The organism is Pantoea sp. X-Soil-ISGK-275 (genome assembly GCF_059730795.1).
In genome coordinates this window covers 561,003-575,786 of record NZ_AP035977.1, presented here as the reverse complement: position 1 = coordinate 575,786, position 14,784 = coordinate 561,003, and the positions used below count along the sequence as shown (strand labels likewise).

The window sequence follows — 14,784 nt, the reverse complement described above, 5'->3', positions numbered from 1 at the left end:
GAACGGAAAGCATTTTTGCGGAAAACTTAATGCTGTCAGTGTCAGCTTATAGTCTCGGCATTTTTCGGGGCGAAAGAGTATGAACTCATTATCAGTATTATCTTTACTGGCGCTGACGATGGTTGGCGCTGGCATGGATGCGAATGACAGTGAAACCTACTACGGAGACAGCTGGGACAACACCATGGCTAAAATCCATGGAACATGCACACGGGTAACATGCCCGCCAGGCACACGCGTCGAGGTGGATGTGGTGCCAGGTGATACCGGTATCGCAGAAACCTGGGACAGAAAGGTCGTAGAACTGCTTAACCTGGTCGGAGTTACGTTCGTGGTGATGGGCACAGATGGACACTCTTCGTCTTCGTGGGTTCTGGCGCCCGGCGGTGTGGCCTACAGCATTCAATGGATGTTCCTGAAGAAAGTTGCCGAGAAGAAATGCAAAAGTTAGGGGGGTAATTGGCTTAGCTGTAATCGCTACCCATCTGAAATATGAGTATTTCTCAAGGTGCAAGTATGAAAGTACTGGCTAAGGCTTAGCATTAAGTTATTTTGCGATAAATTTACTTAGGCTGAGCGTTTCATGTTGGGTTAACATCTGCCATCATATGCCTAACATTTGTTGTTTTTAGCTAGACATTATTTCTCAATGTCTTGGCATATGCATTAGGGGTTGTTAATGAATATCGTAGTTGGGGACATAATTGCTCTTATAGAGGCATCACTTGATGCAAACTATACAGAAGTAAGAAATGTTAGTAATAGAATAGCAAAATCAATCAGTACCGATGACATGGACACCGCTAAAAACATAAAGTCCATCTTACGTCGTAAAGGAGTGCCGCTACGTAGTTCCGGGTATAGTGACAGCTTGCCGATGGATTCTAAATCGCGCATGCCACTTATCGAGGAGCATCAATGGCCAGTAACTCCGTTATTTCTTGATGAAGGTGAAGTTCGCATATTTAATGAGTTTGTCGAATGTGTAACACATCAAGAAAAACTAATCGAAAATGGGCTCAGCGGTCGTTTAGGACTTTTGCTCTCAGGTCCCCCGGGAACAGGGAAAACCTTAATTGCAGGTCACGTTGCAGCTCGTTTGAACAGGCCGCTTTATGTAGTTAGGCTTGATTCGGTGATTTCATCTCTTTTGGGAGACACCGCGAAAAATCTGAGGCAAGTATTTGATTTTGTGCCATCTAAAAATGGGATCATCTTTTTAGATGAAGTAGACGCTGTCGCAAAACTTCGAGATGATCGCCATGAAGTGGGGGAGCTCAAGCGAGTTGTTAACACATTAATTCAAGGATTGGACTCATTAGACGATGATGCTATCGTTATTGCTGCCACAAATCATGCCGGATTACTTGATCCCGCTATTTGGCGAAGATTTCCATATAAAATCAAATTTTCATTCCCATCTTTGGATGTAAGAGAAACGTTATGGAATCATTTTTTGTATCAAGACAAGGGTGAAGGTAAGCATCTTAAAGCTCTCGCAGTCATCTCTGAAGGTCTAACCGGAGCAGATATTGAGACGATTGCAGTCGCTAATAGAAGGCATTCGATCCTTCATGATATTCCCCTCAATATTGTTTCAGTTATCAAGTCAACTATGGATGCATGTGAGGAAGATTCAGTCGCACCGAGCTATGATGGCTTGAATATTGATACAAAAAAAAGGATTATCAGGTTGTTGAATAATTCGAAAATGTTTACTCAAGCCGAAATAGGCCTTTTTCTTGGCTTAAGTAGACAGACGATATCTAATTATCTTAAGGAGTAAGATTTATGGCTGATGGAAACAATTCACCAATATTGAATCCTATCTTATCGTTACTTACTGACCCCACACCAAACTCTGTAAATGGTGGTGGAAAAAGTGCGAAAGGTATTGTCTCATCTCGCTTAGGGCATCAACAAGTTAAGTTGTCTGATGACCTGAGATCGATACAAAAGGATGAAGAGTCGACAGAAGTCGCAGGTCGATTACACTTGCTGATAAAAATGTTTCCTGATTCCTTTGCTCCTTCTTGGACTCCTAATGATCTGTTTGAGACCAGCAGTGTCGTAAGAATCGTAGCGCCTGCTTATAACGGATTTTTAGTCGAGGTCAAAAAGTCAAATATCCAAGATTTGATTACTAAGATTGAAAAACCAAAATCAGAAATTGTCAAAGTGGACATTTCTCGATTAAGTAGCATATCGAGTTTCAAAAAAAATGAAGTGCTTCGTGATAAAAATATGGACGAAGTTTACGAGGCGGGTGCCGAATCAGGACATCAATTTAATATATGGTTATTACCATTTCATGATCCTAACGCTAGAGTTGCAGTGACAAATATCATTGAAGACCTAGTTACAAGTGATTGCTTAGGGTTTGGTGATGATAAGTTTAATAATGTATTGAGTACATCATCTGTAAGTTTAACCATTAATAGTAAAGTAAAAAAATACCTTGTTGACGGCTCTCTCTCATTTACAGCCTCTATAGATGATTATCAAAAGTTTCAACGTGTTCTAGCATCAGGGATTGTATATAGAATTGAGCCGGTATTGCCAATTTCCGTTAAAGCAATGCCACCTGGCGAAGGTAAAGAGCCAACCCCTTCAATTAGAAATGCCCAAAACATGCCTACAGTTGTAATTGTTGATGGAGGTTGCTCCGCAACTTCGTATCTTCCTTTAAATATACTTAGCATAAGTCCTTTGGTTGATAATGTCGACGCTGATTTGAAACATGGGAATCAAGTAACATCTGTAGTGTGTCAGGGGGCTGCTTGGAATAATAACTTGGCTCTCCCAGACCTAGAATGCAATTTTGTAAGTGTCCAAGCTATTAATAAAGTAGGAGTCAAGATCCAACCTACACCTGATCAATTCATAGGTTATCTTAGAGATGTAGCCTTGAAAACTAAAGGTATATCTTCTGTATGGAATTTGTCATTTAATGAGAGAATTCCATCAAGTAGTGACATTGAAATAAGCTTTCTTGGTCATGAAATTAATAAGATTGCAAGAGAGTTTAATATTCTTCCTGTTATCTCTATCGGGAATGTAAGCCGAAGTAACAATGCTCGTCTTTGTGCTCCAGCTGACTGTGAATCTGCTTTAACTGTATCAGGAAGAGTTGCTGATAAAGAAGGAGCACCGGCTCTGCCTTGCCCTTTTAGTCTGAGAGGCCCAGCTCCTGGGGGAATGAAAAAACCCGAGTTATCATGGTTCTCAACCCTACGAATGATCGGTGGAAATGTTGAAACAGGCACAAGTTTTAGCACTCCATTAATTTCAACGGTGGCGGCTCATACTTTTAGTAGTTTAAAAGATCCAACACCTGACTTGGTAAAAGCTCTCTTGATCAATAAAGGGGAGTGTCAGGCGCATGATGCACGTTTAGGTTGGGGATCTCCATGGGCTAGGGGTAAAAATCTGCCATGGTTGTGCGAAGATGGAACTGTAACCCTAGCATGGAATTCTAGAATTAAAGCTGGATTTTCCTATTATTGGAACAACATCCCAATACCGCCTGAAATGCTTGTTAATGGACAGATTAAAGGTGAAATTGTCTTAACGGCCATTTTAAAACCGATAGTTTCTGAGCTAGGTGGTGATAATTACTTTTCAACTAGACTTCAATGTGCTTTGCAATCCGTTGGCAGCAGAGGAACAGCGAAGAACATATTAGGGACTATGAAGGAATCTACAGAAAAAGAAATAGAGTCGCGGAAAGAGTTATCTAAGTGGAGCCCTATAAGACATCACGCTAAGGTTTTTAGCGGTGTGAGTGTTGATAATGGCTTTCTTCGTTTACATGCGAGGGTCTACACACGTGACCTGTATCAGTATGGGCTTTCAACGCATCATGAGTTAGACGAGCAAGACATCGCTATCGTGTTGACATTCAAAAGTCCAGAGAAGAGTGATGCAATTTATAACTCGATGAAGTTACAACTCGGCGCTGCAGCTGAAATCGGCATTCTTGAACAAGATATCGAAATTGATCATGATGTTTAATAAACTTGATTTACTAGTTACATTATTTAATTCTTAGATTTGTTAAGCCCTCGTTTACACGGGGGCTTTTTTTTGGTGGACTCTTTGGATATCGAAGCCTATAAGGTTGCCGTCAGGCTCAGTCTGACTGAAAACATCTCCGCTGGTTTACTGGCTGTCTCCCGGAGGTTTGCTGATACCCACCAGCAGGCCGCATTGTTTCATGCACAGATGAATCAGATCGGGAGGATGACGATCGCCGGTGGAGGTCTGACAGCTGTTGGCCTGGGTATTACAAAGGGACTGGACGCAACCCTTAAGGCTGCACGAGACCTGGTGCGTGCTCAGACTGATTTCTGCACGCTTAATCTTTCCGCTCAGGATAATGCCGCTGTAACGGGGCAGGCGCAGTTGCTGGCACACCAGACGCTGGGTACCACGATTGCAGGTAATATTCGCCTGATTCAGGACCTGCATACAGCCTTTGGTGACCTGCACCATGCCGTTGAGACCGCGCCAGAATTTGCCCGCTATGAAGCGACAGTACGTATGGCACTTGGTAAAGGCGCGACTGACGGACTGGTCAATGCCGCAGCGAAGGCTTTAGAGCACCGTGGCGGTGCGGTGATTAATGATCCCGCCCGATTCCTGAATGAGCTGTCAATGATGTCTCAGGTACAGCTTGCATCACGCGGGCGTGTCAGCCCGAAAGACTTTCTTGCCGCCTCGCAGACGGGCAAAGCCGCTTATATGATGCTCGATCCGCAATATCTGTATGGTCAGTTTGCAGGCCTGATGAGCATGGACAAAGGGGGAAATAAATCCGGTACAGCGCTTATGACAGCATTCAGTTCGCTGATTGGTGGGCACATGGACCGGAAGGCAAAGGGTTTGCTCGCTGAAATAGGCATGCTGGAAGAGGGTGTCAGTCCTGTACGACTGAAGATGATGCGCGAAGCTATGCGCAACATGTCGGCTGAAGAGAGGGATTTATACCGGCAGAGTCTTGGCAGTGAGTCCGTTACCAGTGGCGGTCTGAAGCCGGAGTATGCGAGGTTGTTTTCCCGCCCCGATAAACTTGCTGCCGTGATGGCGGATAAAATCCGACAGCGTTACGGCAGCGGGCTTACCGATGATGAAGTCGAAAACATGCTCGGTGAATACCTGAACCGTAACGCCGGACAGTTTTATGGCCAGCACATTAAGAATGCCGCTAAGCTGAGCAAAGACGCCACGGTATTCCACCGTGCGCAGAGTTACAGCGCTGCTTACGACACTTATCTGAATTCACCTGACGGTGCCGCTGTTGGGCTCACGGCAGCCTGGACCAACCTTAAAGCCATCCTGGGCATCCAGCTGCTGCCCACGGTAACCAGCCTGACGTTGGGACTTACACGATTTATCGACAAGCTCAGCCAGTTCGCCGAAGACAATCCATGGGCCACCCGGATTGCGGCTTACTCTGCAACGGCGCTCGCGGGTCTGACACTGCTGTCCGGTGGCATTTTGTTGTTAAGTGCCACCATTGCCGGAGCAAGGCTGGTGGGCAGTCTCGGCGTTATAACTTCTGTTGCCGCCATACTGGGTGGTCCGGTGACGCTGGCCATCGCAGCAGCTGCAGGTGCCAGCGTACTGATTTACAGCAACTGGGCACGCGTCCGTCCCGCGCTGAAGGGGATGTGGAGAGAGTTCAGTGAGGTGGCCAGCACAACCTGGGCTGCGATAAAGGGGATGGGGCAGCACTTCATCAGCTGGTGGGAAGGCATTGAGAGCAGGGCGGATAAGTTCGGAGAAAGTATGCAGTCAGGCTTTAACCGGTTGTTTGACTACATCATAGGCCTGCTCAACAACCTGCCTGGCGTCAACATTCCGACAACGGCTCAACGCCAGCTGAAAAAGAGCGCTTCCACACTGTTCGGTGATATTGAGGCCATAACCCGTAGTGCACGCGTCTCCGGAACTCATTCAGCAATGGCGATCGCAATGGCAACGCAGGGAAGAAATAAGGTTGGGGTAGATTATGCTAAAGGTATGCAGAGCCAGTATCGCGGTGATGACATACCGCCAATGCCACACAGATTTCAGCAGATGGTACAGGTTCACAGCAGGGTGTATCTGGATAAAAAGGCAGTGGGCGAAGCCGTAACACAACATCAGGTGCGTGAGGCGACCCGTGCACCCACAGGGATCAGTCGCTTCGACCCATCTATGCTATTGACCCATCCAGGGCAGGTCAGTAATGTATTTATGCCTTGACTGTAGTTAATTAAACTATCCTGGCACCGTACGGAACATAAGGAGAATGGCCGTATGATACTTATTTAATGCCGAATCGTATTCAACATTAAAAGGTAATAAAAGAAGTTCATTGCCAAAATTGGTGATGAAATTATCAACAATAAAGAAGATCTCTAATTCCTTGATTGTATATGACTGTAGAACTAAAAGGCCCTAATAATAGGGAGTAGGACAGGTATTTATACCAATCCATGGCACATATCTTATTAATGCGTCATGTAGATGGGTTTGGAGGGCGACGGCTTATACGTCCTCCTTTACGTCCAGCTTCGATTGCTCGTTCCGGGTTGTTTCTAAAGTTACCACCGCTGACACGTCCTCCTCGCTTACCGGCCTCACTCGCTCTATTGGGATCGTTAGCAAAATTACCTGCAACGCCTCTGAGTTTTACTTCTGCCATAGTCAGTCCTCAATTAATCTTGGATAAAGGTTAGTTTTAGGCCACTCATAAAAAAAACATTAGGCAGCTTGTGTGTTTTTTTCCACCCCCATGCAGGGGAATAGAATGATGCAGATCAAATAAGCAACCAAAATTTGACTTAAGGGGCGGGGTCAGGCTGAGTTTTGTATGCATTTTTAAATCCATCGTCATCATTATGCCCAGCCATACTATTCCTAATCATTTTTATGCATCAATTGTAGCGATCGACGACTCATGCGGCCGACAAGCTAAAGCGGCAGTTAAGTGAATTAAAACTTCAGTTAACTGATAGCCGTCAATTGCTAATAATCTTGTGAGAAGTAAAGCATCAGATTAAAGACAATGAGGGATGATAAGGGGTGATAAAAATAAAAGCCCGGTAGTGGTGGCAACCGGGCTGGGCACAATCCTGTGCCAAATTTCCAACAAGAGCGGGTCTCATCACAGGGGGTGATAAGGACAATTATGATTGTAGATTATGTTGAGAGAAGTACATGTAAAGCGGCAAATTTTTATCTTTTATCAGACCTGGGGCCGTGATCATCTCAGAGTGGATGAACCACGAGACGAGGTGTGAATCCTTCTACATGGGATTCGAAAGGGCAGCGCACTGAAACTCCACAACATTTCCTTTTTTCTTATTGGAATTAATATCATATTCATCCACTCTTAGTTAAGACTAACAACCAGAAATTAAGAGCCAATTGTGTCTAAATTAAGTAAACAACTCGAACAGAATTTTGATGATGCGTGTCAGATTATAGGGCAGGTAGCTATACAAAAAGCTGCCCGGGGAGAAGAGACCACCCGTTTGTTGTTAGTTGAAGAGATTAAAAAGCTTGCAGCACGTTACAAAATTCTTACCGGAGAGGAGCATCAGGCTATGCGGATGGCAATTGAATCTCTGGAGGGCAACTTATGATCACAAACTTATTCAGACATTGATTCAGGAACAGTAGAATGCGTACGCACTACATTAATCACCTCACAATGTTCTCTGTGGACATTTGTGTTAAGTACATTGGGGGCCTGACTCACTGAACCTTCATGCATCGTGCACAGTATTGCATTCTCAATAATTTTCAGCAGTTAACCCACCAGTTAGTTATCGAACCTTCAAGCGTCGCCCGGGACTCAGAATCAGCAAGGCCATAATTTACGGCGCTCTCAGCATCAATAAATGAAGCGCTTTCAATTTTCGCATACCAGTCCGTACCAGAATTTTTCGTCTCTGCAGTCAGGATATCAATGAAACGATTCATATCATTATCGAGACTTCTCACCCACTCTGCTATTCGGGCGTGATCCGCAGCATGATTAGTGAAGCCCCACTGAAGAGGGTGGATCAAGAATCGCGAGCCTGGGTTGACCCGGCGGTCGCTACCAGCCAGATAAATCACCGTTGCAATGGACTCTACGTTACTGAGATTGTGGGTATGGAGCGGCACAGGCAGGGATTTTAAAAAGTGATAAGCCGTAAAACCGGCCAACAGCTCACCGCCCGGACTGGAGATATGCAGGTTAATTTGCGTTGCACCATTCCCCAAAGCTTTCAGACATGCGTCCTGAAGGCCTGACACCGTGGACATGTTAACCGGACACAAAAAATGGACAGTGTGACGCATGTAATCCCCTCAGCCTTCATTAGGCGTAAATCCCTGAACAACGATTTTTAGGGCCATTTACTGGAAATGTCCAGTCATCATCGTATGAACATTCAATATAAAAATTTATCTTTCACCGGTGGTGGAGATCCGACCGCCACACGTCTGATGTTAGGCGAATTCGAATTTATGGAATTCGAAGTGCCGGAACGTGTGGTTATTCCCGGTCGGCAGAAGACAGTCCTGCACCAACTAATCGGTGGGAGGCGCATCATTGATGTGCTGGGTACCGAATACGAGCCGTTGACCTGGTCTGGCGTCATCACCGGCTTGCAGGCCAGCGAGCGCGTTAGTGCCCTTGAACGGATGCGGGATGAAGGGCGTCCGACAGTGCTCACGCTTGACGATTACCGTTTTACGGTAATTATTACCCGCTTCACGTCAGTGTATGAGTTTATCTGGCGCCGACCTTATTCAATTGAAGTGGCCGTTGTCAGCAATGACGGTGCGCCGACAAAAGTTGATGGGCTTACTGGAGCGTTGCAAGGACTGATTAACAGTGACCTTGGACGTGCACTGGGTCTGGCAAAGATAATTAATATCGACGCAGTGACAAAGACTGTGAAAGAAGTGCATCAGGCGGTACAACAAATTACTGACTTTGCCCACGCCACGGTGGCGCAGATTCAGTCGGTAATCAGACCCCTCATTGCCGCTCGTAATATTATTCAGCATGAATTGGCCTTACTGGAAGCCGCTGCCGAAGATATCACTTCACTTGGTGGCATGGTTCCCGGAAATCCCATATCAAAAGCCGTAAATAATCTCCTTATGCAATTAGACTGCAGCACCCGCATTCCAGCGTTCTATCAGTTACAGGATGTGCTGGGAAGAATGAACAAAAACGTCAGAACAGGCCAGACTGCACAGGGAGTTAAAGCTATCACCCTTGCAGGAGGAGATCTCTATCGGGTGGCTTCAGAGCAGTACGGCGATGCATCACTGTGGACCAGCCTAGCCGATGCTAATGACCTGGCCGATCCACAGTTAAGCGGGGTCAATACAATCAGAATACCCACCAGCCCGATGAGTTAACAATGAACCTGAACAATACTCCTGTTGAATCCAATGGCCGCTATGTCAGCGGGCGTTGTCTTTTAAATGGAACGGACGTGCCTTTCATATCGTTTAGTGTCGAGGCTCATGCCTTTCGCGGCGCCGGGACGTTTGACTTGACGCTGGCCATCACAGCTCTACCAGCCGCCATGCAGATGCTGAACTGGTGGGCAGTGCAGACGACTATTCGGGTTGAACTGTTCATCTCGGTAAGCACACGAGCAGGCATTGATGAGAAGAAGCACATCACCGGCAACATTGATACCTGGCACTTCGAACCCGCGCGCTTTGTGATATCGGCTGAAGGACGTGACTTTGCCGCGAAGCTTATTGATGCGAAGACTACAGGAGAAAGCTTCAAAAATCAGACCAGCTCTCAAATAGCCTCCACGCTTGCACTACGTCACGGTCTTAGGCCAGTGGTTACCGCTACGAGGCAGCGAGTAGGTGAATATTATCAGATTGATACGGCTCACCTTACGGGAGAGCAGACCGAGTGGGACCTCATCACAACGCTTGCGGCAATTGAGAATTTCTCGGTTTACCTGGATGACGACAGCCTGCATTTTGAACCGAAGCACGATCCGGCTGATGCTGACAGCTATGTTATTCAATGGCAGCCACCCGGCGTGCAGGCATATCCACAGAGCAACATCTCTGACGACCTGTCGTTTTCACGCTCGCTGACGGTTGCCAAAGGCGTGACGGTTGAAGTCCTTAGCTGGAATGCGAAGCGCAAGATTAAGCAGTTTACGGCTTCCTATCCGAAGCCGACCAGAAAAATGACGCCTGGAGAATCCAAGGCTGAAACGCAGGTTTATCGGGTCATTCGTAACGGATTAACCCCAGAGGCGGCTCATGCACTGGCGCAATCCATCTATCTTCAGGTCGTTCAGCACGAGATGACTTTCAACGGGTCAACAGCGGGCGACAACATTCTCACGCCACGAACACTGGTTCATATTAAAGGGACGCAAAGTCCGTTCGACCAGTTTTACTGGTGCGATCGTGTGCGACGCACGCTCAACTGGGAAACAGGTTACACCATGCATATCTCAGGAAAGAACCACACTCCGGCGCTGGAAGTACGGCAATGAGAGCACTACTTAATGTCATGGCGGCGTCGGCAAGACAGGCAACAATGGGCGAAATCGGTACCCGACAAGGCATCATTACCGCATACGATCCGGATGCTTATGTGGTGAAAGTACAGTTGCAGCCATCGGGTGAAGAAACGGGCTGGATCCCGTTAAGTTCACCCTGGGTCGGCAAGGACTGGGGCATGGCAGCAGGACCCATGATCGGCGCAGTGGTGGAAGTCGAGTTTGATTCCGGACTTCCTGGCGCAGGTATGGCGACGGGGCAATTCTACAACGATCAAGATCGCTGTCCAGGACCGCCCTCCGGCGAGTTCTGGTTAGTGCATCAAAGCGGATCGCTGCTCAAATTCCTGAACAATGGCGAAGTACTGCTTAGTGCTAAAGTCAAACTCACTTATGACGCACCTGCACATCATTTTAGGAGAGGAAATGTCCGGATAGACGAAAATCTGACCGTGGTGAAAGACATCCGCGACAGGAACGGCCAATACGGCACGGTAAACCGGATTCGCACTTTCTACGGCGGCCACACTCACCTTGAATGTGGCCAGGGACAATACACTCAGCCTCCTAAACAACAATTAACATCCTTTAAGTCGCGGTAATCCATGTTTGATCTTTACCACATTACGGGTGGTGACCTCGATATCTCTCCCGCCGGCGACCTACGTCCTGTCGATCAGCAGGAACGTGGAAGACAGCGCATTTTGCGTCGTCTCCTCACCAATCCAGGTGACTATCTGTTTCATCCTGGGTATGGCGCCGGGTTGGGAAAAAAAGTAGGCGAGAATATTCATCCCGGGGAGTGGAGGGCGCTAATCGCCGGGCAGATGTTGCTTGAAGAATCTGTGTCTTCCAGTCCGCCACCGCATGTCCGTTTGTCCCTGATAGAAAGTGGCGTCAGTGTCTCCGTGTCATACACGGATGCGCTGACTGGTACTCCTGAAACACTCAGTTTTGACATAACGAGGTAAGCATGACCGCATTCAACATCAAATCTTTCACTGAACTGGTAAGCGGCCAGGTTACTGCTGTGCAGTCGCGAGCGCAGAAGCTGGTGGACTTCTCTATCGGCAGCATTCTCCGATCGCTGGCCGAGTCGAATGCCGGTGTGGCCATGTGGATACAGCAATTAATCGTGAAACTGCTGGTGACAACGCGCGCGGCAACCTGCTCAGGCGAAGATCTCGACAGTTGGATGGCGGATTTTGGATTAAGGCGGCTTTCTGCCGTACAGGCAACCGGACAGGTTGTATTTAGCCGGTTCACGGCAACACATGAGGCATTAATCCCTTTGGGAACACTGGTATCCACGATTGACGGAAGCCAGAGTTATACCGTGATTGCTCCAATGGATAATAAAGCCTGGGATGCAGAGCTTTCGGGATATATTTTCGAGGCAGGGGCCAGCAGCCTGACTGTGCCTGTCCGGGCTTCAGCTGCAGGTGCATCGGGCAATGTGCAAAAAGGTATGGTTAGTATCATTACAGGCTCTATACCGTACGTTGATACGGTGACCAACAACACCATATTTGTGAATGGTAAAGATGCAGAGTCTGATGACGAATTCCGTAAGCGATTTATTACGTGGATAGCGTCTTTGTCTAAAGCCACAAAAGGGGCTTTGGAGTATGCAATCAGCAGTTACTCCGAAGTGACCAGTTTTACTCTGACAGAAAACCTTGCCTGGGATGGTACGCCTAAACCGGGTTATTTTTACGCTGTAGTGGAGAATTCGAGCGGTCAAAATGATAAAGAATTCCGTGAACAGGTATTCAGGTCTATTGATGCAGTTCGTGGTTTCACAATTAATTTCGGGGTCTTCTGTCCAATGGTAATTACAGTTGATGTTGTTATTTCTGTTGCAACTAAAAATCGGGAGCATGACGTAAAAGTCATTGAACAGATTAAAAAGAGAATTACCGAATACATCGCAAATCTTCATATTGGTCAGCTTCTCTCATACACCCAAATTATCAGGGTGGCATATGCCGCCAGCCCACTGGTCACTAACGTCACTTCATTAAGTCTGAATGCAGATACAGCAGACCTGGCCGCTTCCCCAAAAGAGGTAATTCGTCCTGGCAAAATTGTGGTGAGTTAAATGACTTCAGGGGATCAGAACGATATCTATGTGAGACTTCATGCTCTGCTGCCTGCGGGCTGGTTTGCCAATACCAGCCCGCTGCTCACCGGTGTGCTGGTGGCAGCAGCCCGTACACTTGCATGGTGCCATGAATTGTATCGCTATGCCCAAAAGCAAACACGAATCTCAACCGCCACTGATGGCTGGCTCGATATGACTGCGTATGACTTTTTTGGCGATACTCTTCAACGTCCGTTAGAGATGCCCGATGACGCTTTTCGTAAACGGATACGGAGTGAACTCTTGCGCGAACGCGGAACGCGGCAGGCAATTATAAGCGTCCTGAATGAGCTGACAGGCAACACACCCACGGTCTTTGAACCTCAAAGACCAGAAGATACCGGTTCATATGGCGGGCCAGCATTAGGTTACAGAATGGCCGGCGGATACGGTTCATTACTGACGCCTTATCAGGCATTCGTCGTTGCACGCAGGGGCAAAATCTCGGGTTTGCCCTACATTACAGGTTATGGCAGTAATTCATCCGGATACGGTACGCCTTCGTACGGGCAATACGTTTCACTGGACAAGTTACGGGGTGAGCTGAGCGATGCACAAATATACGCTGCGGTGGCTGCAGTGAAAGTCGAAGGCACCACCGTGTGGGTCAGGCTGCATTAATCCCTCATTTACTAAACTTTTTGCTGGCCACTTTCACGGTGGCCTTTATTTTGGGAATTATTATGGATCGTCAGATTGTTTATCCAGGGCAAATTCCGCTCGAAACGGACCTGTTAAATACTAACAAATTTGCAATGGTAGGCCTGGCCAAACTAGCCGCTGCCATCATGGGTCAAAATACCTGCCTCTGCGGACTTGAATGCACGCCTGGTGTTCCAGAATCAATGATGATCAACGTGGGGCAAGGGCAGATATATGCTCTTCAGAGCATCGATGATTCGGCCTATTCCTCGCTGGCGCCAGACACGACGAGCAGCATCCTAAAGCAGGGGCTGTTCATGACCCCAACGTCATTCACGCTCAAGGCTCCCGTTACGGAGGGGGAGAGTATCAACTACCTGATTCAGGTTACGTATAGCGAAGTGGATACGGGCCCAACAGTGTTGCCCTACTATAACGCAGCCAATCCGGCCATCGCGTATAGTGGGCCTGACAATACAGGAGCTGCGCAAAGTACGACCCGTTCGGGTGTCTGTCACGTTGCGTTAAAAGCCGGCATTGCAGCAGCCACAGGTAAACAGATGACACCGTCCCCCGATGCCGGCTATATATCTGCATGGGTTGTAACGGTGCACTTTGGAGATCATGTAGTAACTGCAGGTCATATCCGTCATGCGGATGGCGCACCATTCCTGCCACATGACGGCTTCATCAGTGCGATTCAGCAGGGCAGTTTGACTTACGGAGAAGACACCGGAACCGCCAATCAATACCAGCTTTTGATTCATCCCGCCGTGAGGCAGCTCAGTGACAGTATGCGTTTACGTTTCCGGGCTAGTAATACCAATACGGGACCCTCATCATTGGCGGTGGGGCATCTGCCGGCAACCAGCATATTGACTAATGAGCATCAACAATTGCAGCCTGGAGACGTTACTGAAGGACAGATTGTGGAAGTGGAGTGGAACAGCGCGTTGAATGTATGGATTCATTGTTCCGCTATTAGCAGTTACAGCAAAGTGGAGTCAGATAAAAAATTCTATTCCTGTGCTGGAGGCAATATTGGCGGAGATGTTGTCGTGGAAGGGATTTTGAAGGTCGACAAAAATTTGCTTGTAGGAGAGGCCGAGCTGACTGATGAAGGTGACTTGAAAGGTAAACAGTGGGATGGGAGTCTTAAAAAGTGGATTAAAGGACTGTTGCCTAAAACCACTGGAAATTCGGGGGCCTGGTATTACAAATCAACCAACAAGAGACTCATTATTCAGGGGGGAAGAATAGAGCGTTCCGGCCAGACAACCCGCGTCGCATTTCACATCGTTTTTCCTTCTCAATGCCTCAATGTCCAGTTTTCCTTAAACAAAAAGCACAAAAAAAGTGTCGAGAATCCTTATGTCAACGTGATAGACAACTCACACTTTGAGCTGGTCGCGGGTTCAGGTGAAACCGAATTCTATTGGGTTGCATTTGGCCACTAAAAGTAGG

At 47.3% G+C, this 14,784-nt stretch carries 14 protein-coding genes; 12 read left to right on the top strand and 2 right to left on the bottom strand.

The genetic code is table 11. From position 1 onward, the window contains the following. Positions 1-79 precede the first annotated feature (79 nt). The 4 genes from AC6I8A_RS22065 (at position 80) to AC6I8A_RS22050 (ending at position 6,249) form a co-directional block, all read left to right on the top strand. Positions 80-451: a hypothetical protein gene (locus tag AC6I8A_RS22065; protein WP_497819187.1), complete on the top strand. Its 372-nt coding sequence runs from the start codon at positions 80-82 to the stop codon at positions 449-451. 228 nt (positions 452-679) lie between these two features. Then, on the top strand, positions 680-1,786 hold the full coding sequence (locus tag AC6I8A_RS22060) for an AAA family ATPase (RefSeq protein ID WP_497819186.1): 1,107 nt from the start codon (positions 680-682) through the stop codon (positions 1,784-1,786). A 5-nt stretch (positions 1,787-1,791) separates the two neighbouring features. Further along, positions 1,792-4,014, top strand: a complete 2,223-nt coding sequence (locus AC6I8A_RS22055) for a S8 family serine peptidase (protein ID WP_497819185.1) — start codon at positions 1,792-1,794, stop codon at positions 4,012-4,014. Positions 4,015-4,098: 84 nt separating this feature from the next. Then, the gene (locus AC6I8A_RS22050; protein ID WP_497819184.1) at positions 4,099-6,249 is read left to right on the top strand and encodes a phage tail tape measure protein; all 2,151 of its coding nucleotides are present in this window, start codon (positions 4,099-4,101) and stop codon (positions 6,247-6,249) included. A gap of 256 nt (positions 6,250-6,505) precedes the next feature. Here AC6I8A_RS22050 and AC6I8A_RS22045 read toward each other — a convergent pair whose 3' ends face one another. Continuing rightward, entirely contained in the window at positions 6,506-6,691 is a 186-nt protein-coding gene (locus AC6I8A_RS22045; protein WP_497819183.1) for a con-10 family general stress protein, read from the bottom strand. Positions 6,692-7,418: 727 nt separating this feature from the next. Here AC6I8A_RS22045 and AC6I8A_RS22040 point away from each other — a divergent pair. After that, a complete protein-coding gene (locus AC6I8A_RS22040) occupies positions 7,419-7,634 on the top strand; it encodes a DUF2767 family protein (protein ID WP_277976387.1) in 216 nt (71 codons plus the stop codon). A 160-nt stretch (positions 7,635-7,794) separates the two neighbouring features. Here the strand turns inward: AC6I8A_RS22040 and AC6I8A_RS22035 are convergent, their stop codons facing one another. Then, positions 7,795-8,337, bottom strand: coding sequence for an ATP-dependent Clp protease proteolytic subunit (locus tag AC6I8A_RS22035; RefSeq protein ID WP_497819182.1), 543 nt, complete (start codon positions 8,335-8,337; stop codon positions 7,795-7,797). An 84-nt stretch (positions 8,338-8,421) separates the two neighbouring features. On the opposite strand from AC6I8A_RS22035, the gene AC6I8A_RS22030 reads away from it, so the two are divergent. From AC6I8A_RS22030 to AC6I8A_RS22000, 7 genes are read left to right on the top strand one after another with little or no spacing between them, the layout of a single operon-like run. Further along, complete coding sequence (locus AC6I8A_RS22030; protein WP_497819181.1) at positions 8,422-9,411, top strand: hypothetical protein; 990 nt, start codon at positions 8,422-8,424, stop codon at positions 9,409-9,411. A gap of 2 nt (positions 9,412-9,413) precedes the next feature. Beyond that, positions 9,414-10,529, top strand: a complete 1,116-nt coding sequence (locus AC6I8A_RS22025) for a type IV secretion protein Rhs (protein ID WP_497819180.1) — start codon at positions 9,414-9,416, stop codon at positions 10,527-10,529. Beyond that, positions 10,526-11,137 carry a phage baseplate assembly protein V gene (locus tag AC6I8A_RS22020; protein ID WP_497819179.1) on the top strand — a complete coding sequence of 204 codons (612 nt, stop codon included), beginning with the start codon at positions 10,526-10,528 and terminating at the stop codon, positions 11,135-11,137. Before AC6I8A_RS22025 ends, AC6I8A_RS22020 begins: the two co-directional genes overlap by 4 nt. Positions 11,138-11,140: 3 nt before the next feature. Next, the gene (locus AC6I8A_RS22015) at positions 11,141-11,506 is read left to right on the top strand and encodes a phage tail protein (protein WP_323271603.1); all 366 of its coding nucleotides are present in this window, start codon (positions 11,141-11,143) and stop codon (positions 11,504-11,506) included. Between the two features lie 2 nt (positions 11,507-11,508). Beyond that, positions 11,509-12,636 (top strand): baseplate J/gp47 family protein, encoded by a 1,128-nt coding sequence (locus tag AC6I8A_RS22010; protein ID WP_497819178.1) that lies wholly within the window; start codon positions 11,509-11,511, stop codon positions 12,634-12,636. Continuing rightward, the gene (locus AC6I8A_RS22005) at positions 12,637-13,299 is read left to right on the top strand and encodes a UCP028438 family phage-derived protein (RefSeq protein WP_497819177.1); all 663 of its coding nucleotides are present in this window, start codon (positions 12,637-12,639) and stop codon (positions 13,297-13,299) included. It abuts the gene before it with no gap. Continuing rightward, positions 13,281-14,777: a gp53-like domain-containing protein gene (locus AC6I8A_RS22000; protein WP_497819176.1), complete on the top strand. Its 1,497-nt coding sequence runs from the start codon at positions 13,281-13,283 to the stop codon at positions 14,775-14,777. The genes AC6I8A_RS22005 and AC6I8A_RS22000 overlap by 19 nt, the downstream gene beginning before the upstream one ends. Positions 14,778-14,784: the final 7 nt, after the last annotated feature.

Excerpts from the sequence above, each read along its gene's own strand:
- AC6I8A_RS22065 (WP_497819187.1), top strand. The coding sequence starts at position 80 with ATGAACTCATTATCAGTATTATCTTTACTGGCGCTGACGATGGTTGGC.
- AC6I8A_RS22060 (WP_497819186.1), top strand. The coding sequence starts at position 680 with ATGAATATCGTAGTTGGGGACATAATTGCTCTTATAGAGGCATCACTT.
- AC6I8A_RS22055 (WP_497819185.1), top strand. The coding sequence starts at position 1,792 with ATGGCTGATGGAAACAATTCACCAATATTGAATCCTATCTTATCGTTA.
- AC6I8A_RS22045 (WP_497819183.1), bottom strand. The coding sequence starts at position 6,691 with ATGGCAGAAGTAAAACTCAGAGGCGTTGCAGGTAATTTTGCTAACGAT.
- AC6I8A_RS22035 (WP_497819182.1), bottom strand. The coding sequence starts at position 8,337 with ATGCGTCACACTGTCCATTTTTTGTGTCCGGTTAACATGTCCACGGTG.
- AC6I8A_RS22030 (WP_497819181.1), top strand. The coding sequence starts at position 8,422 with ATGAACATTCAATATAAAAATTTATCTTTCACCGGTGGTGGAGATCCG.
- AC6I8A_RS22025 (WP_497819180.1), top strand. The coding sequence starts at position 9,414 with ATGAACCTGAACAATACTCCTGTTGAATCCAATGGCCGCTATGTCAGC.
- AC6I8A_RS22020 (WP_497819179.1), top strand. The coding sequence starts at position 10,526 with ATGAGAGCACTACTTAATGTCATGGCGGCGTCGGCAAGACAGGCAACA.
- AC6I8A_RS22015 (WP_323271603.1), top strand. The coding sequence starts at position 11,141 with ATGTTTGATCTTTACCACATTACGGGTGGTGACCTCGATATCTCTCCC.
- AC6I8A_RS22010 (WP_497819178.1), top strand. The coding sequence starts at position 11,509 with ATGACCGCATTCAACATCAAATCTTTCACTGAACTGGTAAGCGGCCAG.
- AC6I8A_RS22005 (WP_497819177.1), top strand. The coding sequence starts at position 12,637 with ATGACTTCAGGGGATCAGAACGATATCTATGTGAGACTTCATGCTCTG.